Origin of the sequence: Pseudomonas sp. PDM13 (genome assembly GCF_025685765.1) — a bacterium.
In the GTDB taxonomy this organism is placed as follows: Bacteria; Pseudomonadota; Gammaproteobacteria; order Pseudomonadales; family Pseudomonadaceae; genus Metapseudomonas; species Metapseudomonas solani.
In genome coordinates this window covers 19,551-41,114 of the sequence record NZ_JAOTQU010000022.1, presented here as the reverse complement: position 1 = coordinate 41,114, position 21,564 = coordinate 19,551, and the positions used below count along the sequence as shown (strand labels likewise).

Genomic DNA, 21,564 nt, shown 5'->3' with positions numbered 1-21,564 from the left:
GCCCATGGCTGTCGAGTACCGCATCACCCTGGATGACGAACACGAGTTCAGCTATCGCATCGAGCTGGATCGGCAGTACGACGAGGAGCGCGCGCTCGCCGCGCCGAAGTGGACGCGCCTGGAATTCCAGCAGTGCAGCAACTGCCCGCTGTCGAAGGACAAGTTCAGCCATTGCCCGGCGGCGGTCGACCTGCACCGGGTGATCGAGGACTTCCACGGGCTGCCGGCCTTCAAGAAGGCGGTGTTCCTGGTGCGCACGCCGGAGCGTGAATACACCAAGCAGGTGGGGCTGGAAGAAGGGCTGCGTGCCCTGCTGGGCGTGATCATGGCGACCAGCGCCTGCCCGGTGCTGGGCCGGCTCAAGCCGATGGCCCATCAGCACCTGCCGTTCGCCAGCAACCAGGAGTTCATCCTGCGCGCCGTGTCCCTGTATCTGTCGCGGCAGTACTTCAACTTCCGTGAAGGGCGGCATGCGGATTGGGAGCTGAAGGGGTTGGTGCGCCTGTTCCAGCAGTTACAGCTGGTCAACCAGGCGTTCTGGCAGCGTATTCACGATGTGTGCGATGGCGATTCGAACCTGAAGGCCTTCCTGACCTTCTTCTCCATGGCCTCGAGCATGACCTACTCGCTGGAAACCCAGCTGCAGAAGATCCGCCCGCTGGTGATGAGCGCCGACGAAGGCTTCTTCTGAAGCCTCCGCCGGCTGCTGGGTCAGTCGGCTTTCTTCAGGCGTACGGCGATCACGTCGCAGGGCGCGCCGTGGAGCACGTCATTGGCGGTGGAGCCCAGGAGCAGGGCGAGGCCGTGGCGGCCGTGGCTGCCGACGACGATCAGGTCGCAGCCCTGTTCTTCGGCGAGGCGGTGGATTTCCTGGCGGGGCTGGCCGTAGGCCAGGTGGCGCTGCTCGGCGAGCAGTTCAGGGTAGAGGCCGGCAAAGCCGTCCAGGCGTTCGCGGGCCTGTTCGAACTGTTGTTGCTGGAGCATCGAGAGGTCCATGGGCACATCGCCACCGAAGGCCATGGCCATGGGTTCGACGATGTGGACCAGCGACAGCCTGGCCTGAGTCGCCTGGGCGAGGGCCTGGGCGCGGCGCACCACCGGATGGCATTCATCGGTGAGATCGACGGCGACCAGAATGTGCTTATAGGGCATGGGTGACTCCTCCTTAAGGTTTGCGCTTGAACTCAGTATGGCCGCCATGGGTGCCTGGCGGCATGATTTTCATCATGGGATGACGTTATGACCCTCTGGTTGGTGGTATTTCTCCTGCTCGCCGTGCTCAGCCCCCTGGTCTGGTTGCTGCCGTCCAAAGGGCAGCGTGGCCGCATGGAGCTGCGCATGGAGGCGCGACGCATGGGGTTGGCCATGCAGCTGTCGCGCCAGGAGTGGCCGCACTGGCTGCCGGTGGAGCCGCCTCATTCCTGTGCCCAGTACCATCGCCCGCGTCCCCGCGGGGCGCCTGGTGCCTGGTGCTATTGGCAGGTGGCGCCTGGGCAGTGGCAGAACCAGTGGCGCGAGCCTTTGGAAGACCCGGCCATGCTGGCGCGACTCCAGGGGTTGCCAGCTGATGTCTACAAGATCGAGGCGAATGCGCAGATGATCGCACTGTGCTGGGGCGAGCGGGGCACGCCCGAGGACCTGCAGCGCATCGCCGAGGTGCTGCGCGCGGTGGTGTGAGCTTGAGGTGACCCGGGCCGCGCAATGGGCCCGGGTGACGGCGGGGCGCTTCAGAGCTGCGTGGCGGCGTATTGGGCGGAGACGCCTTCGAGCCCGTCGATGATGCTGTCGGAGTACTTGTTGATCAGGAAGGGCACGCTGTTCTCGTTGTAGTTCTGCAGCGATTTCTCGATGTAGCGCCACTTGGTGCCGATGCTGGTCAGGGCTTGCTTGATCTCCGGGGTGTTCTTCGGCTGCTGCTCCAGGGCGTTGAGCTGGCCGGCGAAATCGCGCGCCAGTTCGTCGATGGGCTTGCCTTCGCCGCCGCCGAAGAAGGAGGCGCCGACCGAGGCGCTGCGCGAGGCGTAGTCGACGGCGATGGTCTGCATCAGCAGGCTTTGCTCGCGGCTTTGCTGGGTCAGCGGGGGAACGTTGACGCCGCTTTCCTGCTGGATCTTGCCGTACAGCTCCTTGGCCAGGGCCAGCAGCTTCTGGTTGCGCGCGGTCATGTCGGCGATGGGCTGAAGGTCGGTGAAGCCCTTGGTCTTGAGCGCCACGACGAGATTGGTCAGCTCGCCGGAATAATCCTTCCATTGCTGGTTGAGTTGGGCGCTGAGGGCCTTGGAGCCGTCGCCGGGCATCTCGGTCAGTTCCTTCAGGCGCGCATCGGCCTGCTGGACGGACTCGTCGATCATCCGCGCATAGCGCTGATCGCCTTCCATGCCGTTGTACATATAGAAGTCGCCCAGGCTCTTCTGCGCGGCGAGGCGCATCTGGTGCAGCTTGAGCAGGCTTGTTGCGGGGTCGGCGGCTTGAGCGGGAATTGCGAAGGTGGAAAGGGTGAGCAGGGTGCCCAGCAGAATGGCAAGCGTACGGCTCGTCATGTCGCTACTCCGTGTGCCTCTAGGGGCTTCATCTAGTTGTTTTTGTTATTCGGCCTGTCCCGGCCTTATCGGGCGACTCTAACCTGCTGCGCTGGCGTTTGGCTAGCGTGCTGCAGGTCACGTTATTGAGCCTCCCGTCGCCCGCTTGATGGTCTGTCATAACCATCCCGCATGTTGCTTTCCAGAGAGGCCCCGGGCCTGCGCAAAGGCTGGTGGCAGAGCGGATTGAGCGTGGCCGTACGGTCACGAAGCACAATTGACAACAGCGGACTTTTCCGTGAATGTGTGCGCACCCAAATCAAACGGGCGTATGAATTGAGCGTTTGCCTTACAGACAACGTCCAATAACTACCCGATATCGCGTCGGTGGGTGTGCCGGACCGAATCGGACTAAGCTCGACGGCAATGCCTCGAGCCGGTTCGCCGGTTGGCTCCGATGTGTACTGTTCAGCTTCCATACCGTGGAGATCAGTTGATGATTTACGAAGGTAAAGCCATCACGGTTAAGGCTCTTGAGGGCGGCATCGTCGAACTGAAGTTCGACCTCAAGGGTGAGTCCGTCAACAAATTCAACCGTCTAACCCTGAATGAACTGCGTCAGTCGGTTGATGCCATCAAGGCCGATGCGTCGGTCAAGGGCGTTATCGTCAGCAGTGGCAAGGACGTGTTCATCGTCGGTGCGGACATCACCGAATTCGTCGACAACTTCAAGTTGCCCGATGAAGAGCTGGTGGCAGGCAACCTCGAAGCCAACAAGATCTTCAGCGATTTCGAAGACCTGCAGGTTCCGACCGTGGTCGCCATCAATGGCATCGCCCTCGGTGGCGGCCTGGAAATGTGCCTGGCCGGTGACTACCGCGTCATGAGCGAGACCGCCAAGATCGGCCTGCCGGAAGTCAAGCTGGGTATCTACCCGGGCTTCGGCGGCACCGTGCGTCTGCCGCGTGTGATCGGCACCGACAACGCCATCGAGTGGATCGCCTCCGGCAAGGAAAACAAGGCTGCCGACGCCCTGAAAGTGGGTGCCGTCGATGCTGTTGTCGCTCCTGCGAAACTCCAGGAAGCCGCTCTGGACCTGGTCAAGCGCGCCATCTCCGGCGAGCTGGACTTCAAGGCCAAGCGTCAGCCCAAGCTGGAAAAGATCAAGCTCAACGCCATCGAGCAGATGATGGCCTTCGAAACCGCCAAGGGTTTCGTGGCTGGCCAGGCCGGCCCGAACTACCCGGCTCCGGTCGAAGCCATCAAGACCATCCAGAAAGCCGCCAACTTCGGTCGTGACAAGGCGCTGGAAGTCGAGGCCGCCGGCTTCGTCAAGCTGGCCAAGACCCCGGTCGCGGCAAGCCTGATCGGCCTGTTCCTGAATGACCAGGAACTGAAAAAGAAAGCCAAGCAGTACGACGAAGTCGCTCGCGACGTGAAACTGGCTGCCGTACTCGGCGCTGGCATCATGGGCGGCGGTATCGCCTACCAGTCGGCTTCCAAAGGCACTCCGATCCTGATGAAGGATATCCGTGAAGAGGGTATCCAGATGGGCCTGAACGAGGCCTCCAAGCTGCTCGGCAAGCGCGTCGAGAAAGGCCGCATGACCCCGGCCAAGATGGCTGAGGCCCTGACCGCCATTCGCCCGACCATGTCCTACGGTGATTTCGGCGCTGTCGACATCGTCGTTGAAGCAGTGGTCGAGAACCCCAAGGTCAAGCAGATCGTGCTGGCCGAAGTGGAAGGCGTGGTTCGTGAGGACGCCATCCTGGCTTCCAACACCTCCACCATCTCCATCAGCCTGCTGGCCAAGGCGCTGAAGCGCCCCGAGAACTTCGTCGGCATGCACTTCTTCAACCCGGTGCACATGATGCCCCTGGTCGAAGTCATCCGTGGCGAGAAGTCCAGCGAAGTGGCCGTGGCCACCACCGTTGCCTACGCCAAGAAAATGGGCAAGAACCCGATCGTGGTCAACGACTGCCCCGGCTTCCTGGTCAACCGCGTGCTGTTCCCGTACTTCGGCGGCTTCTCCAAGCTGCTGGGCTTCGGCGTCGACTTCGTGCGCATCGACAAGATCATGGAGAAATTCGGCTGGCCCATGGGCCCGGCCTACCTCTCCGACGTGGTCGGCATCGACACCGGCCACCACGGCCGTGACGTCATGGCCGAAGGCTTCCCGGACCGCATGGCCGTGGAAGGCAAGACCGCCGTCGACGTGATGTACGAAGCCAATCGCCTGGGCCAGAAGAACGGCAAGGGCTTCTACGCCTACGAGACCGACAAACGCGGCAAGCCGAAGAAAGTTTCCGATCCGGAAGCCTACGAGCTGCTGAAGTCCATCGTCGTTGAGCAGCGCGAGCTGACCGACGAAGACATCATCAACTTCATGATGATCCCGCTGTGCCTGGAAACCGTTCGTTGCCTGGAAGACGGCATCGTCGAGACCGCAGCTGAGGCCGACATGGGCCTGATCTACGGCATCGGCTTCCCGCCCTTCCGTGGTGGTGCACTGCGTTACATCGACTCCGTCGGTGTAGCCGAATTCGTTGCCCTGGCCGACAAGTACGCCGAACTGGGCGCGCTGTACCACCCGACCGCGAAGCTTCGTGAAATGGCCGCCAAGGGCCAGAAGTTTTTCGGTTAATCGCGGAACGAACAGAGCGAGAGTAGAAATATGAGCCTGAATCCTAGAGATGCAGTCATTGTCGACTTCGGCCGTACCCCGATGGGTCGTTCCAAAGGCGGCATGCACCGCAACACCCGTGCCGAGACCATGTCGGCGCACCTGATCAGCGGCGTCCTGGCCCGTAACACCAAGCTGGACCCGGCCGAAGTGGAAGACGTGATCTGGGGCTGCGTAAACCAGACCCTGGAGCAGGGCTGGAACATCGCGCGCATGGCGTCGCTGATGACCCAGATCCCGCACACCAGCGCCGGCCAGACCGTCAGCCGTCTGTGCGGTTCCTCCATGAGCGCCCTGCACACTGCCGTGCAGGCTATCCAGACCGGCAACGGCGACGTGTTCGTGGTCGGTGGCGTGGAGCACATGGGCCACGTAGGCATGATGCACGGCGTCGATCCGAACCCGCACCTGTCCCTGTACGCCGCCAAGGCTTCGGGCATGATGGGCCTGACCGCCGAGATGCTGGGCAAGATGCACGGCATCAGCCGCGAGCAGCAGGACGCCTTCGGTGAGCGTTCTCACCGCCTGGCGCACAAAGCCACCGTCGAAGGCAAGTTCAAGGATGAAATCATCCCGATGCAAGGCTACGACGAGAACGGCTTCCTGAAGGTGTTCGACTTCGACGAAACCATCCGTCCGGAAACCACCATCGAGAGCCTGGCCGCCCTGCGTCCTGCGTTCAACCCGAAAGGTGGCACCGTGACTGCGGGTACTTCTTCGCAGATCACCGACGGCGCTTCCTGCATGATCGTGATGAGTGCCCAGCGCGCCCAGGACCTCGGCATTCAGCCGATGGCCGTGGTACGTGCCATGGCGGTTGCCGGTGTCGACCCGGCGATCATGGGTTACGGCCCGGTGCCGTCCACTCAGAAGGCCCTGAAACGTGCCGGCCTGACCATTGACGACATCGATTTCGTTGAACTCAACGAAGCCTTTGCCGCTCAAGCCCTGCCGGTGCTGAAGGACCTGAAACTCCTCGACAAGATGGAGCAGAAGGTCAACCTGCACGGCGGCGCCATCGCTCTGGGTCACCCGTTCGGCTGCTCCGGTGCACGTATCTCCGGCACCCTGCTGAACGTGATGAAGCAGAACGGCGGTACCCTGGGCGTGTCCACCATGTGCGTGGGCCTCGGCCAGGGCATCACCACCGTCTTCGAACGCATCTAAGCGTACGAGGAGGGGAAAGACCGGGGCCTGGCGCCCCGGTTTTTGCTTTTATAAGGCTTATTTCGTCAGCAGGGGCTGGCCAGCGGGCGCCCGAGTGGGCACCATGCGCACCCTTCGCGAGCCGGCTATAGATGGATAGGAGGGGAACATGAGCCTGCAACCTGGACTCTATCGTCACTACAAAGGCCAGGAGTACCGCGTGATCGGCACGGCACGGCACTCCGAGACCGAGGAGGAGCTGGTCGTCTACCAGGCCCTCTATGGCGAATACGGCCTCTGGGTACGCCCATTGGCGATGTTCACCGAGACGGTCGAGGTGAATGGCGAGCAGATCGCCCGCTTCGCATTGGTGACCGCCGAGTCAGATCTCTTTCCGCGCCGCTGAGGTATCGCGGGGCGGCGGGTAAGCTTGACCTTGTCTTGTTCGCCACTATATATAGCGGTGCCGCGTCAGGTGGCTCCCGCCTTTCATTTATCGAATTCAGGAAATTTCCGATCCATGGGCAAATCGCTGGTCATCGTGGAATCCCCGGCCAAGGCCAAGACCATCAACAAGTACCTGGGCAACCAGTACGTGGTGAAGTCGAGCATCGGCCATATCCGTGACCTGCCTACCAGCGGTTCGGCCAGTGCCAGCAAGGAACCGGTGAAGCGCGGCAAGGCGGCCGCGTCCGAGGCTCCCGCACTGTCGCCCAAGGAAAAAGCCAAGCGCCAGCTGTTCACCCGCATGGGCGTCGACCCCGAACATGGCTGGAAGGCCAAGTACGAGATCCTTCCCGGCAAGGAAAAGGTGATCGAGGAACTGCGTCGTCTGGCCAAGGATGCCGACACCATCTATCTCGCAACCGACTTGGACCGCGAAGGGGAGGCCATTGCCTGGCACCTGCGGGAATCCATCGGTGGTGACGACAGCCGCTACAAGCGCGTGGTATTCAACGAAATCACCAAGAAGGCCATCCAGGAAGCCTTCTCCCGCCCGGGCGAGCTGGACATCAACCGTGTCAACGCCCAGCAGGCCCGTCGCTTCCTCGATCGCGTCGTGGGTTACATGGTCTCGCCGCTGCTGTGGCAGAAGATCGCCCGCGGCCTTTCCGCTGGCCGCGTGCAGTCGGTGGCGGTGAAGCTGGTCGTGGAGCGTGAGCGCGAGATCCGTGCCTTCGTTCCGGAAGAGTACTGGGAAGTCCACGCCGACCTGGGTACCGCCAAGGGCGCCAACGTGCGTTTCGAAGTGGCCAAGGAGAAGGGTTCTGCCTTCAAGCCGCTGAACGAAGCCCAGGCCATGGCCGCGCTGGAGAAGCTCAAGTCCTCCAGCTACAGCGTCATGAAGCGCGAGGACAAGCCGACCTCGAGCCGTCCGTCCGCCCCCTTTATCACCTCCACCCTGCAGCAGGCAGCGAGCAACCGCCTGGGCTTCGGGGTGAAGAAGACCATGATGATGGCCCAGCGTCTCTACGAGGCGGGCTACATCACCTATATGCGTACCGACTCGACCAACCTCTCTGCCGACGCCGTCACCATGGTGCGCGGCTTCATCGAGGGCGAGTTCGGTGAGAAGTACCTGCCGGCCAAGCCGAACTTCTATTCGAGCAAGGAGGGCGCCCAGGAGGCGCACGAGGCGATCCGTCCTTCCGACGTCAACCTCAAGCCGACCCAGCTGTCGGGCATGGAACGTGACGCCGAGCGCCTGTACGACCTGATCTGGCGCCAGTTCGTGGCCTGCCAGATGCCGTCGGCCGAATACCTGTCCACCACCGTTGCCGTGGCTGCCGGTGATTTCGAGCTGCGCGCCAAGGGCCGCATCCTCAAGTTCGACGGTTACACCCGCGTACTGCCGCAACAGAGCAAGCCGGGCGAAGACGACGTGCTGCCGGACATGAAGGAAGGCGAAGGCCTGAAGCTGATCAAGCTCGACCCCAGCCAGCACTTCACCAAGCCGCCGGCACGCTTCTCCGAAGCCAGCCTGGTCAAGGAGCTGGAAAAGCGTGGCATCGGTCGCCCGTCCACCTATGCGGCGATCATCTCCACTATCCAGGATCGCGGCTACGTCACGGTGCACAACCGCCGCTTCTATTCCGAGAAGATGGGCGACATCGTCACCGAGCGCCTGAATGAAAGCTTCTCCGACCTGATGGACTACGGCTTCACCGCCGGCATGGAAGAGAACCTGGACGACGTCGCCCAGGGCGAGCGCGACTGGAAGAACCTGCTGGACGAGTTCTACGGCGACTTCAAGAAGAAGCTGGAAGTGGCCGAGGTCGCGGACAGCGGCATGCGCGCCAACCAGCCGACGCCCACCGATATCGCCTGCCGCGAATGCGGCCGGCCGATGATGATCCGCACGGCATCCACGGGTGTATTCCTCGGTTGCTCGGGCTACAGCCTGCCGCCGAAAGAGCGCTGCAAGGCCACCATCAACCTGGTGCCGGGCGACGAAATCGCTGCGGACGACGAAGGTGAGTCGGAGTCCCGCGTACTGCTTGGCAAGCACCGTTGCCCCATCTGCAGCACCGCGATGGATGCCTACCTGCTGGACGAGACCCGCAAGCTGCACATCTGCGGCAACAACCCGGATTGCGTCGGCTACGAGATCGAGCAGGGCCAATACCGCATCAAGGGCTATGAAGGCCCGAGCCTGGAATGCGACAAGTGCGGCAGCGAGATGCAGCTGAAGACCGGTCGTTTCGGCAAGTTCTTCGGTTGCACCAATCCTTCGTGCAAGAACACCCGCAAGCTGCTGAAGAGCGGCGAGGCTGCACCGCCGAAGATCGACCCGATCAAGATGCCGGAGCTCAAGTGCGAGAAGGTGGACGACACCTACGTGCTGCGCGATGGTGCTTCGGGCCTGTTCCTGGCCGCCAGCCAGTTCCCCAAGAACCGCGAAACCCGTGCGCCCCTGGTGCTCGAGCTGATTCCGCACAAGGAAGAACTCGATCCCAAGTACCACTTCCTGCTCAGCGCGCCTGCCAAGGACCCGGATGGCCGTCCGGCAGTGATCCGCTTCAGTCGCAAGACCAAGGAGCAGTACGTGCAGTCGGAAGTGGACGGCAAGCCTACCGGTTGGCGCGCCTTCTTCGACGGCGGCAAGTGGAAGGTCGAAGACAAGCGCTGATGGACTGTTGCGCGCCGGGGTAGCCTGGCGCGCATACTAGCCAACCGATTTAGCGACGGAGTGGCCGCCATGGCGCATGAACTCTATACCCGTACCAACCAGAAGCTCTATTTCGCCGGCCTGGCGCTCGAATCCTGGCGCAGGGCAGAAGAGGGCAGGGCGATGAATGCCCAGGCGCTGGTCCAGGCCGAGCGCGAAGCGGCGCTCTTCCACCTGTACGGTGCCTTGCTCGGGCTTTGCCACGAGATTGCCGGCTACTACCGCCTGCCCGAGGCCAATGCACCGCGACCCGAGATGCTGCTGACTGCCGACGTGCTGGCTGCTGCGCCGAGCCCTGAACTATCGGAGCTGGTGGAACTGGCCCAGCAACCGGAAACCTGGCTTGCCGAGCTGCTGGCCGCCTATGGCGCGCTGTTCCTGCCGCCCCAGGCGCCGAAGAAGGCCAAGGTCGATCCGACGTTGCCTTTGATAGAAGCGGTGAGCGTCGATGAAGAACCGCCGGCCCTTTCCCGTGCAACCCTGGAAGAGTGGCGGCAACACCTGAAAAACCTGGCATTGCGTTTCCGCGAGGCGCTGTCGGAGTGCTGAGTTGATCGATGGGCTAGGGTGGCCCGTCAGCCGGCTGGTACAATGCCCGCCTTTAGTGGAGAGATGACCCCATGCCAACGTCCTTTCTGGAAATAGTCGAGCTGCCCGACGGCCGCATCATCCTGCGCCGTGCGGAAGACGAGGAGGCGTTGGTGACGCTGGACTTCTCTTCCGATGCCAAGGCATTCCTGCAGGGGCATCACCTGGAAGTCGCCAAGGCCATGCTCAATGTGGGCGTGCAGATGGCTGGCCGCCTGGCTGAAGGCGAAGTGGACCACGAAGAAGGCCCGCGCGTCCTGCACTGACGGGACGCTTTGTCGGCTCCCGCTGGAACCGATTATTCCCCACGCGTGTTACCAACCTGTTGCGGCTACATGGCCTGTTTACGGGTAGCGGTCTCTTATCCCAATCGGATGTTCAGGCTCTGCGCGCCACCCTGGCGTGCGGCGTGTGCGAGCGCCTGCTTTTCGGTGCGGCTCAGTGGCAGCCAGCTGACGACCGTATGGCTGCGACCCAGCCTCAGGGCTTCGCAAGCCAGTTCCAGCGCGCTGCGTTCTCCCCTTGGATCGAGAAGAAGGATGCGCTCCCGGTTCAGTCCGGCATCCCGTAGCCAGGCCTGGGTCAGGCTGGCAGGTGCACCGATCAGCGTCAGCCAGCGGGCATCCTGTTCCTGGCTGAGTTCCCGCAGGATGGGGGCGAGCAAGTGGCGGCAGTGCCCGGCAGCTCCGCTCAGCGAAAGCTCACTGAAGGCTTCGGGTTCCTCCTCCCACTGCGGCTCCAGGGCCAGGGGCACCGGGTTGGCGACAATGGCATCGTGGAACAGCGGCAATTGGGTTCGGCCAAACGATTGCGGGAACTGCATGACGCCTCCTATCAGCGGCGGATGACGCCGACGCTCAAGCCTTCGATGACCAGGTCCTGCTCCTGCAGGTTCACCTCGATCGGTGCGAAATCCGGGTTCTCGGCGATCAACCAGACCTTGTCGCCTTCGCGTTTGAAGCGCTTCACGGTGACTTCGTCATCCAGGCGGGCGACGACGATCTGGCCGTTGCGGACCTCACGCGTGGTGTGCACGGCCAGCAGGTCGCCGTCATGGATGCCGATGTCCTTCATGCTCATGCCGCGTACACGCAACAGATAGTCGGCACGGGGATGGAAGAACTCCGGGTTGATGCGGCAGGATTCCTCGATGTTCTGTTGGGCGAGGATGGGAGCGCCAGCGGCCACGCGGCCGATGATGGGCAGGCCTTCTTCCTCGGTGCTGGGCTCGAAGCCGGGGATGCGGATGCCTCGCGAGGCGCCGGGGGTCATCTCGATGGCACCCTTACGGGCCAGTGCCTTGAGGTGCTCTTCAGCGGCGTTGGGCGATTTGAAGCCCAGCTCCTGGGCGATCTCCGCGCGGGTGGGCGGATAGCCGTTGTCTTCTATGCAGCGCTTGATGAAGGCGAGGATCTCGGCTTGGCGGGGCGTGAGTTTCAGCATGTCGGCGCTCTGTCTTTTTATACAGTGACTGGAATTATATACAGTGATCATCGCTTGGCAACAAGTGTTCTCTGCATCCTCTGCCGGGCGGCCATTGAGCTCTAGTGACTTGCCCGCTGTCTTGCGGGAATATGTCGCCTGCGAGCCGTGACCGGAGCGTCAGAAGATGGTGTATGCGGCTTGACAAGCCAGCGGCCTGAAACGTATGTTTCAAACAAGTGTTTGTCAGGCGGAGGAGCCATGGCCCAGTCGGAAACCGTCGAACGCATTCTTGATGCAGCGGAACAGCTGTTCGCGGAGAAAGGCTTCGCCGAGACTTCGTTGCGTTTGATCACCAGCAAGGCAGGTGTGAACCTGGCTGCTGTGAACTATCACTTCGGCTCGAAGAAGGCGCTTATCCAGGCGGTGTTCTCGCGCTTCCTGGGGCCTTTCTGCCAGAGCCTGGAGCGCGAGCTCGATCGCCGGCAGGCGAAGACCGAAGCACGCGCGACCCTCGAAGAACTCCTGGAAATGCTGGTCGAGCAGGCGCTGGCGGTGAAGCCGCGCAGCGGTAACGACCTGTCCATCTTCATGCGTTTGCTGGGCCTGGCCTTCAGCCAGAGCCAGGGGCACCTTCGCAAGTACCTCGAAGAGGTGTACGGCAAGGTCTTCCGCCGCTACATGCTGCTGGTCAATGAGTCGGCCCCCAAGGTGCCGCCGCTGGAGCTGTTCTGGCGCGTGCACTTCATGCTCGGCGCCGCAGCGTTCAGCATGTCCGGCATCAAGGCGCTGCGCGCGATGGCCGAAACCGATTTCGGCGTGAATACGTCCATCGAGCAGGTGATGCGCCTGATGGTGCCGTTCCTTGCGGCCGGCATGCGCGCGGATACGGGCCTGGCCGACGAGACCCTTTCCAAGGCGGTGCTCAAGCCGCGCAGCAAGTCTCCGAGCGCGCCTGCCAAGGCTTGATCGCCGGTGGGCGAGGTCATGGGGATCGGCTAAGCTAGCGCCCCATGTCCGACCTCGATCTACTCCATGTCTCCATTGCTGATCAGCGCCTCTACGGCTTCGCCGGAGAGCGTCTGGTGCTGCGCCTTCCCGTTTCCACTGCGCTCAATGGCGCCGGTGAACTCAGCGGCTCCAATTGCACCCCTCGCGGCCTTCACCAGGTGCGCGCGAAGATCGGTGAGGGCTTGCCGCAAGGGGCCGTATTGCGTGGCAGGCGTTGGACCGGAGAGACCTGGACGCCGGATCTGCATGCCCAGTTTCCCGGACGCGACTGGATACTCAGCCGCATCCTCTGGCTGAGCGGCCGCGAGCCCGGGCGCAACCGCCTCGGCAAGGTCGACAGCATGCGCCGCTATATCTATTTGCACGGCACGCCGGACAGCGAACCCATGGGCGTGCCGCTGTCCCATGGCTGCGTACGCCTGCGCAATGCCGACCTGCTTGAACTCTTCCCCCGCGTGCCCGTCCACTGTGCGGTGCTGATAGACGAAGCACCTTGCCCCGAGTGGTCCGTGGCCGAACTCTCCTAAGGAAATCCCATGCAAGGCTCTCTGATGCTGGACATCGGCGGCACCTGGCTGACCGCTGAGGATCGGCAGATCCTGCGGCAACCGGAAGTGGCCGGCCTGATCATCTTCGCCCGCAATATCGAGGACCCGCGCCAGGTGCGCGAGCTGTGCGCGTCCATCCGCGCCGTGCGTCCCGACCTGATCCTCGCCGTCGACCAGGAAGGCGGTCGCGTGCAGCGCCTGCGCAACGGTTTCGTGCGCCTGCCGGCCATGCGCGCTCTGGCGGACAACGACAACGCCGAAGCCCTGGCCGAGCATTGCGGTTGGCTGATGGCCACTGAGGTGCTCGCCGTTGGCCTGGACATCAGCTTCGCGCCCGTGCTTGACCTCGACCACCAGCGCAGCGCGGTGGTCGGCAGCCGTGCCTTCGAGGGGGACCCGCAGCGCGCCACCGTGCTCGCCGGTGCCTTCATTCGTGGACTGCGTGCCGCCGGCATGGCCGCCACCGGCAAGCATTTCCCCGGGCACGGCTGGGCCGAGGCGGACTCCCACGTGGCCATTCCCACCGATGAGCGCAGCCTGGAGCAGATCCGCGCCACGGATCTCGTGCCCTTCGCGCGGCTGGCCCCGGAGCTGGACGGCATGATGCCCGCCCATGTCATCTATCCCCAGGTCGACCCGCAGCCCGCCGGCTTCTCGAAGCGCTGGCTGCAGGACATCCTGCGTGGCGAATTGAAATACTCCGGGGTGATCTTCAGTGACGACCTGTCCATGGCCGGCGCTCACGTGGTGGGTGATGCCGCCGAGCGCATCGAGGCCGCGCTGAGCGCTGGCTGCGACATGGGGCTGGTGTGCAACGACCGCGCCTCGGCCGAGCTGGCCCTGTCGCGCTTGCAGCAGTTGCGTGTCAGCCCGCCCGCGCAGCTCGAACGCATGCGTCGCCGTGCCTTCCCCGGCACCGAATACCGTCAAGACCCGCGCTGGCAATCGGCAATCGCCGCCCTGCGCGAAGCCCAGCTGATCGACTGAAGGAAGCGACATGACCGTTTACGCGATTATCGGTGGTACCGGCCTCACCCAGCTCGAAGGGCTGACCATGAAGGCGCTGCTCAACCCCGAGACGCCCTATGGCGCCCCCTCGGCGGGCATCGTTCAAGGGGAGTACGCCGGGCGTGACCTGCTGTTCCTCGCCCGCCACGGCCACCCGCACCGCATTCCGCCGCATCAGGTCAACTACCGCGCCAACCTTTGGGCACTGAAGCAGGCCGGCGCCCAGGCGGTGATCGCGGTCAACGCCGTTGGTGGTATCAACGCCGCCATGGGCACCGGGCACCTGGTCGTGCCGCACCAGGTGATCGACTACACCCATGGCCGCACCGATACCTTCTTCGAGGGCGAGCTGGATCACGTCACCCACATCGATTTCAGCCACCCCTATGACGAGGCGTTGCGGCAGAAGCTGCTGGCGGCGCTCGCCAAGACTGGCCATGCCTACAGCGCCGAGGGCGTCTATGGCTGCACCCAGGGCCCGCGCCTGGAGACCGTGGCCGAGATCGCCCGCATGGAGCGTGATGGCTGCGACCTGGTGGGGATGACCGGCATGCCCGAGGCGGTGCTCGCCCGTGAGCTGGACCTGCCCTACGCGTGCATTTCCCTGGTGGTCAACCCGGCTGCCGGCAAGTCCAGCGGCATCATCACCATGGCCGAGATCGAGGCCGCCTTGGCCGAGGGGATCGGCAAGGTGCGCGAAGCGCTGGCCCTGCTGTTCAAGGGCTGATCGGGCTTCAGGCTTTCGGCAGGGGCGCGAAGAGGGCGTCGAGGTCCTCTTCGCGCAGCTGCCAGTCAGCGCCTTCGCTCTGCCCGAGAATTCCGTCTGCGAGCAGCGCCTTGCGTTGCTGCAACTGCTGGATCTTCTCTTCCACCGTGCCGCGGGCGATCAGCTTGTAGACGAACACTGGCTTGTCCTGGCCGATGCGGTAGGCGCGGTCGGTGGCCTGGCGTTCGGCGGCCGGGTTCCACCAGGGGTCGTAGTGGATCACGGTGTCGGCAGCTGTGAGGTTGAGGCCGGTGCCGCCCGCCTTGAGGCTGATGAGGAACAGCGGCACTTCGCCGTCCTGGAAGCGCTTCACCGGTGTACGGCGATCGCGGGTGGAGCCGGTGAGGATCAGGTAGTCGATGCCGCGCTGCTGCAGTTCCGCCTCGATCAGTTCCAGCATGCTGGTGAACTGGGAGAACAGCAGCACCTTACGGCCTTCGGCGAACAGCTCCACCAGCATTTCCATCAGGCTGTCCAGCTTGCCCGAGGTGCTGCCGCGCAAGGGGCGGGTGCGCTCGTGCTCCACCAGGCGCAGGTCGCAGCAGGTCTGGCGCAGCTTCAGCAGCGCCTCGAGTATCACCATCTGGCTGCGCGCCATGCCCTTGTCCTGGATTTCCGCGCGGACCTTCTGGTCCATCGCCAGGCGCACCGTTTCGTACAGGTCGCGCTGGCCTTCGCTGAGTTCGACCCGCTGGACGATCTCGGTCTTGGCCGGCAGCTCGGTGGCCACCGATTCCTTGGTGCGGCGCAGCAGGAAGGGGCGGATGCGGCCGTTGAGGTGCGCTAGGCGCTCGGTGTCGCCGCGCTTCTCGATGGGAGTGCGGTAGTCGCGGGCGAACTGCTTGGCGTCGCCAAGCCAGCCGGGCATGAGGAAGTGGAACAGCGACCAGAGTTCGCCCAGGTGGTTTTCCAGTGGCGTGCCGGAGAGGCACAGGCGCTGTCGGGCTTCCAGCTGACGCACCGCCTGGGCGGCCTTGCTGGTGGGTGTCTTGATGTTCTGCGCCTCGTCCAGCACCAGCAGGTGCAGCGGTTGTACCTTCCAGGCGGCGAGGTCGCGGGGCAGCAGGGCGTAGGTGGTCAGCAGCAGGTCGAAGTCGCCCAGGCGCTCGAAATCCTTCTTGCGGTTCGGGCCGTGCAGGGCCAGCACGCGCAGCTCCGGGGCGAAGCGCATGGCTTCGTCCTGCCAGTTGGGAATCAGGCTGGTGGGCATCACCACCAGAGCGGGGCGGTCGAGGCGCCCGGCGTTCTTCTCGGTCAGCAGGTGGGCCAGGGTCTGCAGGGTCTTGCCCAGGCCCATGTCGTCGCCCAGCACGCCGCCGGCACCCAGCTCGCGCAGACTTTGCAGCCACGCCAGGCCCTGCAACTGGTAGCTGCGCAGCTCGGCCTGCAGGCCGGCAGGGGGCTCGTGGCGGGTTTGCCGGCTATCGCGCAGGCGCTCGGCGAAGCTGCGCAGACGCTCGCCGCCCTGCCAATCCAGCTCCAGCTCGTCGAGCTGGTTCAGCCGCGCGGCATCGGGCAGGCTCAGGCGCAGGCTACGGCCTTCCGGTCGGTCGCGCAGATAGAGCTCGCCCAGGGTCGCCAGCAGCGGCTTGAGGCGGCCGAAGGGCAGGACCACCTGCAAGGGACGGCCGGTGTCGGCTCCCAGGGTGTCCAGCTGCAGGCGCAGGTGCTCGTCGTCGCGGCGCTTCTGCAGGCTTTTCGGGCTGAGCAGCTTGGGGTTCTGCTGGATCAACCGCAGCAGGATGGGCAGCAGGCTGATGCGTTGCCCCTCGACGACGATGCCCAGCTCCAGGTCGAACCAGTGCTGCCCGGGCTCTTCTTCCAGCTCGGCGTACCAGCCGTCCACACTGGACAGGTCGAAATGGAAGCCGGGGCGGATGTCCACTTCCCAGCCTTCGGCGCGCAGTTCCGGCAGGCCCTTGTTCATGAAGCGCTGCCAGGCACTGTCACCAGGCAGTTCGAAGAGTTCGTAGAGGTCGCTCGGCAGCGCCAGGCTCTGGCGCAGGGATTCCTTGAAGCCGAGTTGGCGCAGGCGCTCGCGCAGGGCTTCTTCGGTGGCCGGTTGGCGCTGCACTTCCAGCAGTTCGCCCTGGCGCTTGCTCACGGCGGGCTGGCGGCTGTTCTTGCCACGGGTGGTTATGCCGGCGTAGTCGAAGGCCAACCCGGCACGGTGCTGCTGGCTGCCGACCATGCGCCCGCTGCGCAGGTCGTAGAGGCTCTGCGCCAGGCTGCCCAGGGTCAGCAGCGGGCGCGGCTGGATGTCCTTGAGCACGCGCCTGACCACCGGCGGCTCTGAGGCCGGCACCAGCCGTTCGGGGCGCGCGCTGGGTGGCCCTTCCGCCAGGACCTGGAAGATGGCGGCCACGCAGTGTTTGCAGTTGATGCCGACCGGGCAGCTGCAGCGGCCGATCACCCCGAGCCCGTGGGGCGCCAGGCGGATGTTCTGCTGGTAGCGGTTGTCGCCCGAGCCGGCGCAGCTGGATTGCAGCAGGGTGTCGTCCATCGCCGTCAGGCGCGCCAGGCGCTGGCGGGCATAGCTCGCGCCGCGCTGCAGCGCGCCCGGGTCGAAGTCCTGCTGCCAGTCGTGCTGGCGCAGGTGTTCGAGCAGTGTCGGCACGTGGCTCAGAGCGGGCTGATGCGGATCAGGACGCCCAGGCTGGAGTGATCGAGGTAGGTCAGCTCGCCATTCTTCAGGCGGGTGCCCTGCTTGATGCGCTCGCTGCCGCTGAGCAGGCCGCTGCCATCGAACTGGTTGACCCAGAAATCGACGGCGACATCGGTGTAGCGCACCTGGGACAGGGTCACGGTGCCTTCGACCGGGAAGTGGCCGAGTTGCTGATCACCGGTGCTGATGGCCACGCGGCTGGGGTTGGCGCCGACGCTCTGCGACCAGGCTTTGTGCAGCAGCACCTGGTAGCCATTGCCGGCGTTGAGCTTGGCGGCTTCGCCATTGAGTGCGGTGGCGCGCTCGCCGACGCTGTCCAGGCCCTGGGCGCCGTTGGCCCAGTCGTCCGGGGCCGGCTGGCTGGCCGGGGTGGCTTCGCCCGACTGGCGGAAGAGGATCAGCTCGACCTGGTAGAGCCCGTCGGCGAAGGCGCTGGGGGCCAGCAGGGCAAGCATCAGGGCGAGGAAACGGAACGCACGCATGGATCAGTCCTTTAAGCGGATTACGGAGTCAGGCGCTCGAACAGCGCCTCGAGTGTATTGAAGCGTTCTTCCGGGCGCTCCATCGGTACCTGGAAGCGGAACAGCGTGGCCCCTTCGAACTTGTAGCGCTTGGGCTGGCTCTGGATCAGTTTGATCAGCACCAGCGGGTCGACGCAGGTGTCGGCGGCGAATTCTATCCGACCACCTTGCGGGCCGGCGTCCACTTTCTTGATGCCGAGCTTTTCCGCCTGCAGTTTCAGCAGGGTCAGGCGCACCAGGTTCTTGGTCGGCTCGGGCAGCAGGCCGAAGCGGTCGATCATTTCCACCTGCAGTTCCTTCAGGCCGTCCTCGTCGGCGGCCGAGGCGATGCGCTTGTAGAGGATCAGGCGCGCATGCACGTCGGGCAGGTAGTCCTCGGGGATCAGCGCCGGCAGGCGCAGGTTGATCTCCGGGCCGCCGCCCAGCGGCTGTTCCAGGTTCGGCTGTTCGCCCTTGCGGATGGCCTTGACCGCGCGCTCGAGCATTTCCATATAGAGGGTGAAGCCCACCGCCTGGATCTGCCCGCTCTGGCCGTCGCCGAGCAGCTCGCCGGCACCGCGGATCTCCAGGTCGTGGGTGGCGAGGACGAAGCCGGCGCCCAGGTCCTGGGCGTTGGCGATGGCCTCCAGGCGCTTCTCGGCATCCGGCGTCATCTGCTTGCGCGGGGGCGTCAGCAGGTAGGCATAGGCCTGGTGGTGGCTGCGGCCGACGCGGCCGCGCAGCTGGTGCAGTTGGGCCAGGCCGAACTTGTCGGCGCGCTCGATGATGATGGTGTTGGCGCTGGGCACGTCGATGCCGGTCTCGATGATGGTCGAGGCGATCAGCACGTTGAAGCGCTTGTGGTAGAAGTCGCTCATCACCTGTTCGAGTTCGCGCTCGTGCATCTGCCCGTGGCCGATGCCGATGCGTGCCTCGGGCACCAGCTCCGCCAGGTCGGCGGCGCACTTCTCGATGCTCTTCACTTCGTTGTGCAGGTAGTAGACCTGGCCGCCGCGGAGCAGCTCGCGCAGCAGGGCCTCCTTGATCACGGTGTTCTGCTGCTCCATGACGAAGGTGCGTACCGACAGGCGGCGCGCGGGTGGCGTGGCGATGATCGACAGGTCGCGCATGCCGGCCACAGCCATGTTCAGGGTCCGCGGGATCGGCGTGGCGGTCAGGGTGAGGATGTCCACCTCGCTGCGCAGGGCCTTGAGCTGCTCCTTCTGGCGCACGCCGAAGCGGTGCTCCTCGTCGATGATGACCAGGCCCAGGTTCTTGAACTTGATGTCGTCCTGCAGCAGCTTGTGGGTGCCGATGACGATATCGACCTTGCCCTCGGCAAGCTCCTGCGCGGCGCCTTCCACTTCCTTGGCCGACTTGAAGCGGCTCATCACCTCGACCGTTACCGGCCAGTCGGCGAAGCGGTCGCGGAAGCTGTTGTAGTGCTGCTGGGCGAGCAGAGTGGTGGGCACCAGTACGGCCACCTGCTTGCCACTGTGCACGGCGACGAAGGCGGCGCGCATGGCGACTTCGGTCTTGCCGAAGCCGACGTCGCCGCACACCAGGCGGTCCATCGGCTTGGGCGCGAGCATGTCGGCCACCACGGCCTCGATGGCGGTCTGCTGGTCCGGCGTTTCCTCGAAGGGGAAGCCGGCGGAGAAGGTCGCGTAGTCGGCCAGCGGGTCCTTGAACGCATAGCCTTCGCGGGCGGCGCGGCGGGCGTAGATGTCCAGCAGCTCGGCGGCGACGTCGCGCACCTGTTCGGCGGCCTTGCGCTTGGCCTTCTGCCAGGTTTCCGAGCCCAGGCGGTGCAGCGGGGCGAGGGCGTCGTCGCTGCCGGTGTAGCGGGCGATCAGGTGCAGGCTGGCCACCGGCACGTAGAGCTTGGCTTCCTCGGCGTACTGCAGGGCGAGGAATTCCGCGGCCTGGCCTTCTATCTCCAGGGTGATCAACCCCAGGTAGCGGCCGACGCCGTGGTCGATATGCACCACCGGCGCGCCTTCACGCAGCTCGGCGAGGTTCTTGATGACGTTGTCGCCACCGTCGCCGCGACGGTCGCGGCGGCGGCGTTGCATCACGCGCTGGCCGAACAGCGGGCTTTCGGCGATCAGCGCCAGGCCCGGGTCATCCAGCAGCAGCCCTTCGTCGAGGGGGGCGATGGTGATGGCCAGGCGTTCCTTGCTGCTGACGAACTCCGGCCAGCCGCCGACTTCCTGCGGGCGCAGCTTGAGGCGGGCGAGCAATTCCAGCAGCACTTCGCGGCGGCCGGCGGATTCGGCACTGAACAGCACGCGGCCCGGGAATTCTTCGAGGAAGCGGCGCAGCGCGGCCAGGGGCTCGCTGGCCTTGGCTTCGATGGCCAGTGTCGGCAGCGGGCGGGCGGGGAAGCGTTCGCGGCCCACGCCTGTGCCCTGGTCCTCCTGGCTGACCACGACCCGTGGCGAGCCCTTGAGGCGGGCGAAGCAGTCCTCCACCGGCAGGAACAGCTCGGCGGGCGGGACCAGCGGGCGTTCCGGGTCGACGCGGCGCTCTTCGTAGCGGTTGCGCACATCGTTCCAGAACTGCTCGGCAGCCTGCTCGATGCCGGGCAGGGAAAACACCTGGGTGTCGGCCGGCAGGTAGTCGAAGAGGGTGGCGCTTTCCTCGAAGAACAGCGGCAGGTAGTACTCGATACCGGCCGGGGTGATGCCGCTGGCCAGGTCCTGGTAGATGGGGCAGCGGCGGAAGTCGACGTCGAAGCGCTCGCGGAAGCGGCCGCGGAAGTCGGTCACGGCCTTCTTGTCCAGCGGGAACTCGCGGGCCGGCAGCAGGCGGATCGACTCGACCTTGTCCACCGAGCGCTGGGTTTCCGGGTCGAAGGTGCGCAGGGTCTCGATCTCGTCATCGAACAGGTCGATGCGGAAGGGCGCGTCGCTGCCCATCGGGAACAGGTCGATCAGAGCGCCACGCACGGCGAATTCGCCGTGTTCGTAGACGGTGTCCACGCAGCGATAGCCGGCAGCCTCCAGGCGGCTGCGCATCTGCTCGACATCAAGCTTCTGGCCAACATCCAGCACCAGGCTCGAACCCAGCAGGAAGCGCGTCGGGGCCAGGCGGTGCAGAGCGGTGGTGATGGGCACCACCAGCACGCCGTGGGTCAGCCCTGGCAGGCGATAGAGGCTGGCTATGCGCTGGGAGATGATGTCCTGGTGCGGCGAGAACAGGTCATAGGGCAGCGTTTCCCAGTCGGGGAAGTGCAGCACGGGCAGGGACGGCGCGAAGAAGCTCAGCTCCTGCTCCAGGCGTTCGGCGCTCTGGCTGTCGGCGGTCAGCAGCAGGGTGAAGCGCTTGGCCGCGCTGGCAGCTTCGGCTATCGCCAGGCTGAGGGCGGCGCCGGGGAGATTGCTCCACTGCTGCTTGCCGGCAGCGGTGGGCAGGGACGGGAGACGCAGGACGGACTCGGGCAAAGGAGGCTCCGGTCGGAAAATGGACCCGGGCGATTGTAACTATCCCGACTGACGGATGTCAGTCTTACGTCCGCTGCAGATTGCCGCCGCTTG

At 64.7% G+C, this 21,564-nt stretch carries 19 protein-coding genes; 12 read left to right on the top strand and 7 right to left on the bottom strand.

Annotated elements, in window-relative coordinates:
* Window positions 1-4 precede the first annotated feature (4 nt).
* The gene (locus tag OEJ36_RS21690; RefSeq protein ID WP_021219546.1) at window positions 5-691 is read left to right on the top strand and encodes a DUF6901 family protein; all 687 of its coding nucleotides are present in this window, start codon (window positions 5-7) and stop codon (window positions 689-691) included.
* 20 nt (window positions 692-711) lie between these two features.
* On the opposite strand, the gene OEJ36_RS21685 is transcribed toward OEJ36_RS21690, so the two are convergent.
* The gene (locus OEJ36_RS21685) at window positions 712-1,152 is read right to left on the bottom strand and encodes a universal stress protein (protein WP_263403311.1); all 441 of its coding nucleotides are present in this window, start codon (window positions 1,150-1,152) and stop codon (window positions 712-714) included.
* An 87-nt stretch (window positions 1,153-1,239) separates the two neighbouring features.
* Here OEJ36_RS21685 and OEJ36_RS21680 point away from each other — a divergent pair, with 87 nt between their 5' ends.
* Window positions 1,240-1,677 carry a hypothetical protein gene (locus tag OEJ36_RS21680; RefSeq protein WP_263403310.1) on the top strand — a complete coding sequence of 146 codons (438 nt, stop codon included), beginning with the start codon at window positions 1,240-1,242 and terminating at the stop codon, window positions 1,675-1,677.
* Between the two features lie 50 nt (window positions 1,678-1,727).
* Here the strand turns inward: OEJ36_RS21680 and OEJ36_RS21675 are convergent, their stop codons facing one another.
* Window positions 1,728-2,540 (bottom strand): hypothetical protein, encoded by an 813-nt coding sequence (locus tag OEJ36_RS21675; RefSeq protein ID WP_021219543.1) that lies wholly within the window; start codon window positions 2,538-2,540, stop codon window positions 1,728-1,730.
* A gap of 475 nt (window positions 2,541-3,015) precedes the next feature.
* Here OEJ36_RS21675 and fadB point away from each other — a divergent pair, with 475 nt between their 5' ends.
* The 6 genes from fadB (at window position 3,016) to OEJ36_RS21645 (ending at window position 10,371) form a co-directional block, all read left to right on the top strand.
* Window positions 3,016-5,163, top strand: a complete 2,148-nt coding sequence (gene fadB / locus OEJ36_RS21670) for a fatty acid oxidation complex subunit alpha FadB (protein ID WP_021219542.1) — start codon at window positions 3,016-3,018, stop codon at window positions 5,161-5,163.
* A gap of 30 nt (window positions 5,164-5,193) precedes the next feature.
* Window positions 5,194-6,369 carry an acetyl-CoA C-acyltransferase FadA gene (gene fadA / locus OEJ36_RS21665; protein ID WP_263403309.1) on the top strand — a complete coding sequence of 392 codons (1,176 nt, stop codon included), beginning with the start codon at window positions 5,194-5,196 and terminating at the stop codon, window positions 6,367-6,369.
* Window positions 6,370-6,517: 148 nt separating this feature from the next.
* The gene (locus OEJ36_RS21660) at window positions 6,518-6,754 is read left to right on the top strand and encodes a DUF1653 domain-containing protein (RefSeq protein ID WP_263403308.1); all 237 of its coding nucleotides are present in this window, start codon (window positions 6,518-6,520) and stop codon (window positions 6,752-6,754) included.
* A gap of 114 nt (window positions 6,755-6,868) precedes the next feature.
* Complete coding sequence (topA, locus tag OEJ36_RS21655) at window positions 6,869-9,478, top strand: type I DNA topoisomerase (protein WP_263403307.1); 2,610 nt, start codon at window positions 6,869-6,871, stop codon at window positions 9,476-9,478.
* 69 nt (window positions 9,479-9,547) lie between these two features.
* Window positions 9,548-10,066: a DUF6586 family protein gene (locus OEJ36_RS21650; protein WP_263403306.1), complete on the top strand. Its 519-nt coding sequence runs from the start codon at window positions 9,548-9,550 to the stop codon at window positions 10,064-10,066.
* Between the two features lie 71 nt (window positions 10,067-10,137).
* Complete coding sequence (locus tag OEJ36_RS21645; protein WP_021219537.1) at window positions 10,138-10,371, top strand: hypothetical protein; 234 nt, start codon at window positions 10,138-10,140, stop codon at window positions 10,369-10,371.
* A 95-nt stretch (window positions 10,372-10,466) separates the two neighbouring features.
* Here the strand turns inward: OEJ36_RS21645 and sulA are convergent, their stop codons facing one another.
* On the bottom strand, window positions 10,467-10,928 hold the full coding sequence (gene sulA, locus OEJ36_RS21640; RefSeq protein ID WP_263403305.1) for an SOS-induced cell division inhibitor SulA: 462 nt from the start codon (window positions 10,926-10,928) through the stop codon (window positions 10,467-10,469).
* 11 nt (window positions 10,929-10,939) lie between these two features.
* A complete protein-coding gene (gene lexA, locus OEJ36_RS21635; RefSeq protein ID WP_031287703.1) occupies window positions 10,940-11,548 on the bottom strand; it encodes a transcriptional repressor LexA in 609 nt (202 codons plus the stop codon).
* Between the two features lie 240 nt (window positions 11,549-11,788).
* Between lexA and OEJ36_RS21630 the strand changes: the two genes are divergently transcribed.
* The 4 genes from OEJ36_RS21630 to OEJ36_RS21615 are packed head-to-tail and all read left to right on the top strand — an operon-like array spanning window position 11,789 to window position 14,821.
* Entirely contained in the window at window positions 11,789-12,496 is a 708-nt protein-coding gene (locus OEJ36_RS21630) for a TetR/AcrR family transcriptional regulator (protein ID WP_263403304.1), read from the top strand.
* Window positions 12,497-12,540: 44 nt separating this feature from the next.
* A complete protein-coding gene (locus OEJ36_RS21625; protein WP_184489229.1) occupies window positions 12,541-13,065 on the top strand; it encodes a L,D-transpeptidase in 525 nt (174 codons plus the stop codon).
* A gap of 9 nt (window positions 13,066-13,074) precedes the next feature.
* Window positions 13,075-14,073, top strand: a complete 999-nt coding sequence (gene nagZ / locus OEJ36_RS21620; RefSeq protein WP_263403303.1) for a beta-N-acetylhexosaminidase — start codon at window positions 13,075-13,077, stop codon at window positions 14,071-14,073.
* 10 nt (window positions 14,074-14,083) lie between these two features.
* Window positions 14,084-14,821 (top strand): S-methyl-5'-thioinosine phosphorylase, encoded by a 738-nt coding sequence (locus OEJ36_RS21615; protein WP_263403302.1) that lies wholly within the window; start codon window positions 14,084-14,086, stop codon window positions 14,819-14,821.
* Window positions 14,822-14,828: 7 nt separating this feature from the next.
* Here OEJ36_RS21615 and OEJ36_RS21610 read toward each other — a convergent pair whose 3' ends face one another.
* The 3 genes from OEJ36_RS21610 to mfd all read right to left on the bottom strand — a co-directional run bounded on the left by OEJ36_RS21610 (window position 14,829) and on the right by mfd (window position 21,471).
* Complete coding sequence (locus OEJ36_RS21610; RefSeq protein WP_263403363.1) at window positions 14,829-17,363, bottom strand: DEAD/DEAH box helicase; 2,535 nt, start codon at window positions 17,361-17,363, stop codon at window positions 14,829-14,831.
* Window positions 17,364-17,482: 119 nt separating this feature from the next.
* On the bottom strand, window positions 17,483-18,007 hold the full coding sequence (locus OEJ36_RS21605; protein WP_263403301.1) for a peptidoglycan binding protein CsiV: 525 nt from the start codon (window positions 18,005-18,007) through the stop codon (window positions 17,483-17,485).
* A gap of 20 nt (window positions 18,008-18,027) precedes the next feature.
* The gene (gene mfd, locus OEJ36_RS21600) at window positions 18,028-21,471 is read right to left on the bottom strand and encodes a transcription-repair coupling factor (RefSeq protein ID WP_021219529.1); all 3,444 of its coding nucleotides are present in this window, start codon (window positions 21,469-21,471) and stop codon (window positions 18,028-18,030) included.
* Window positions 21,472-21,564: the final 93 nt, after the last annotated feature.

Bases quoted from the DNA above. Each gene is read 5' to 3' on its own strand.
- sulA (WP_263403305.1), bottom strand. From the start codon at position 10,928: ATGCAGTTCCCGCAATCGTTTGGCCGAACCCAATTGCCGCTGTTCCAC.
- fadB (WP_021219542.1), top strand. From the start codon at position 3,016: ATGATTTACGAAGGTAAAGCCATCACGGTTAAGGCTCTTGAGGGCGGC.
- OEJ36_RS21630 (WP_263403304.1), top strand. From the start codon at position 11,789: ATGGCCCAGTCGGAAACCGTCGAACGCATTCTTGATGCAGCGGAACAG.
- OEJ36_RS21610 (WP_263403363.1), bottom strand. From the start codon at position 17,363: ATGGACGACACCCTGCTGCAATCCAGCTGCGCCGGCTCGGGCGACAAC.
- OEJ36_RS21660 (WP_263403308.1), top strand. From the start codon at position 6,518: ATGAGCCTGCAACCTGGACTCTATCGTCACTACAAAGGCCAGGAGTAC.
- OEJ36_RS21605 (WP_263403301.1), bottom strand. From the start codon at position 18,007: ATGCGTGCGTTCCGTTTCCTCGCCCTGATGCTTGCCCTGCTGGCCCCC.
- fadA (WP_263403309.1), top strand. From the start codon at position 5,194: ATGAGCCTGAATCCTAGAGATGCAGTCATTGTCGACTTCGGCCGTACC.
- topA (WP_263403307.1), top strand. From the start codon at position 6,869: ATGGGCAAATCGCTGGTCATCGTGGAATCCCCGGCCAAGGCCAAGACC.
- OEJ36_RS21685 (WP_263403311.1), bottom strand. From the start codon at position 1,152: ATGCCCTATAAGCACATTCTGGTCGCCGTCGATCTCACCGATGAATGC.
- OEJ36_RS21680 (WP_263403310.1), top strand. From the start codon at position 1,240: ATGACCCTCTGGTTGGTGGTATTTCTCCTGCTCGCCGTGCTCAGCCCC.
- OEJ36_RS21650 (WP_263403306.1), top strand. From the start codon at position 9,548: ATGGCGCATGAACTCTATACCCGTACCAACCAGAAGCTCTATTTCGCC.
- OEJ36_RS21615 (WP_263403302.1), top strand. From the start codon at position 14,084: ATGACCGTTTACGCGATTATCGGTGGTACCGGCCTCACCCAGCTCGAA.
- OEJ36_RS21675 (WP_021219543.1), bottom strand. From the start codon at position 2,540: ATGACGAGCCGTACGCTTGCCATTCTGCTGGGCACCCTGCTCACCCTT.
- OEJ36_RS21625 (WP_184489229.1), top strand. From the start codon at position 12,541: ATGTCCGACCTCGATCTACTCCATGTCTCCATTGCTGATCAGCGCCTC.
- OEJ36_RS21645 (WP_021219537.1), top strand. From the start codon at position 10,138: ATGCCAACGTCCTTTCTGGAAATAGTCGAGCTGCCCGACGGCCGCATC.
- lexA (WP_031287703.1), bottom strand. From the start codon at position 11,548: ATGCTGAAACTCACGCCCCGCCAAGCCGAGATCCTCGCCTTCATCAAG.
- nagZ (WP_263403303.1), top strand. From the start codon at position 13,075: ATGCAAGGCTCTCTGATGCTGGACATCGGCGGCACCTGGCTGACCGCT.
- OEJ36_RS21690 (WP_021219546.1), top strand. From the start codon at position 5: ATGGCTGTCGAGTACCGCATCACCCTGGATGACGAACACGAGTTCAGC.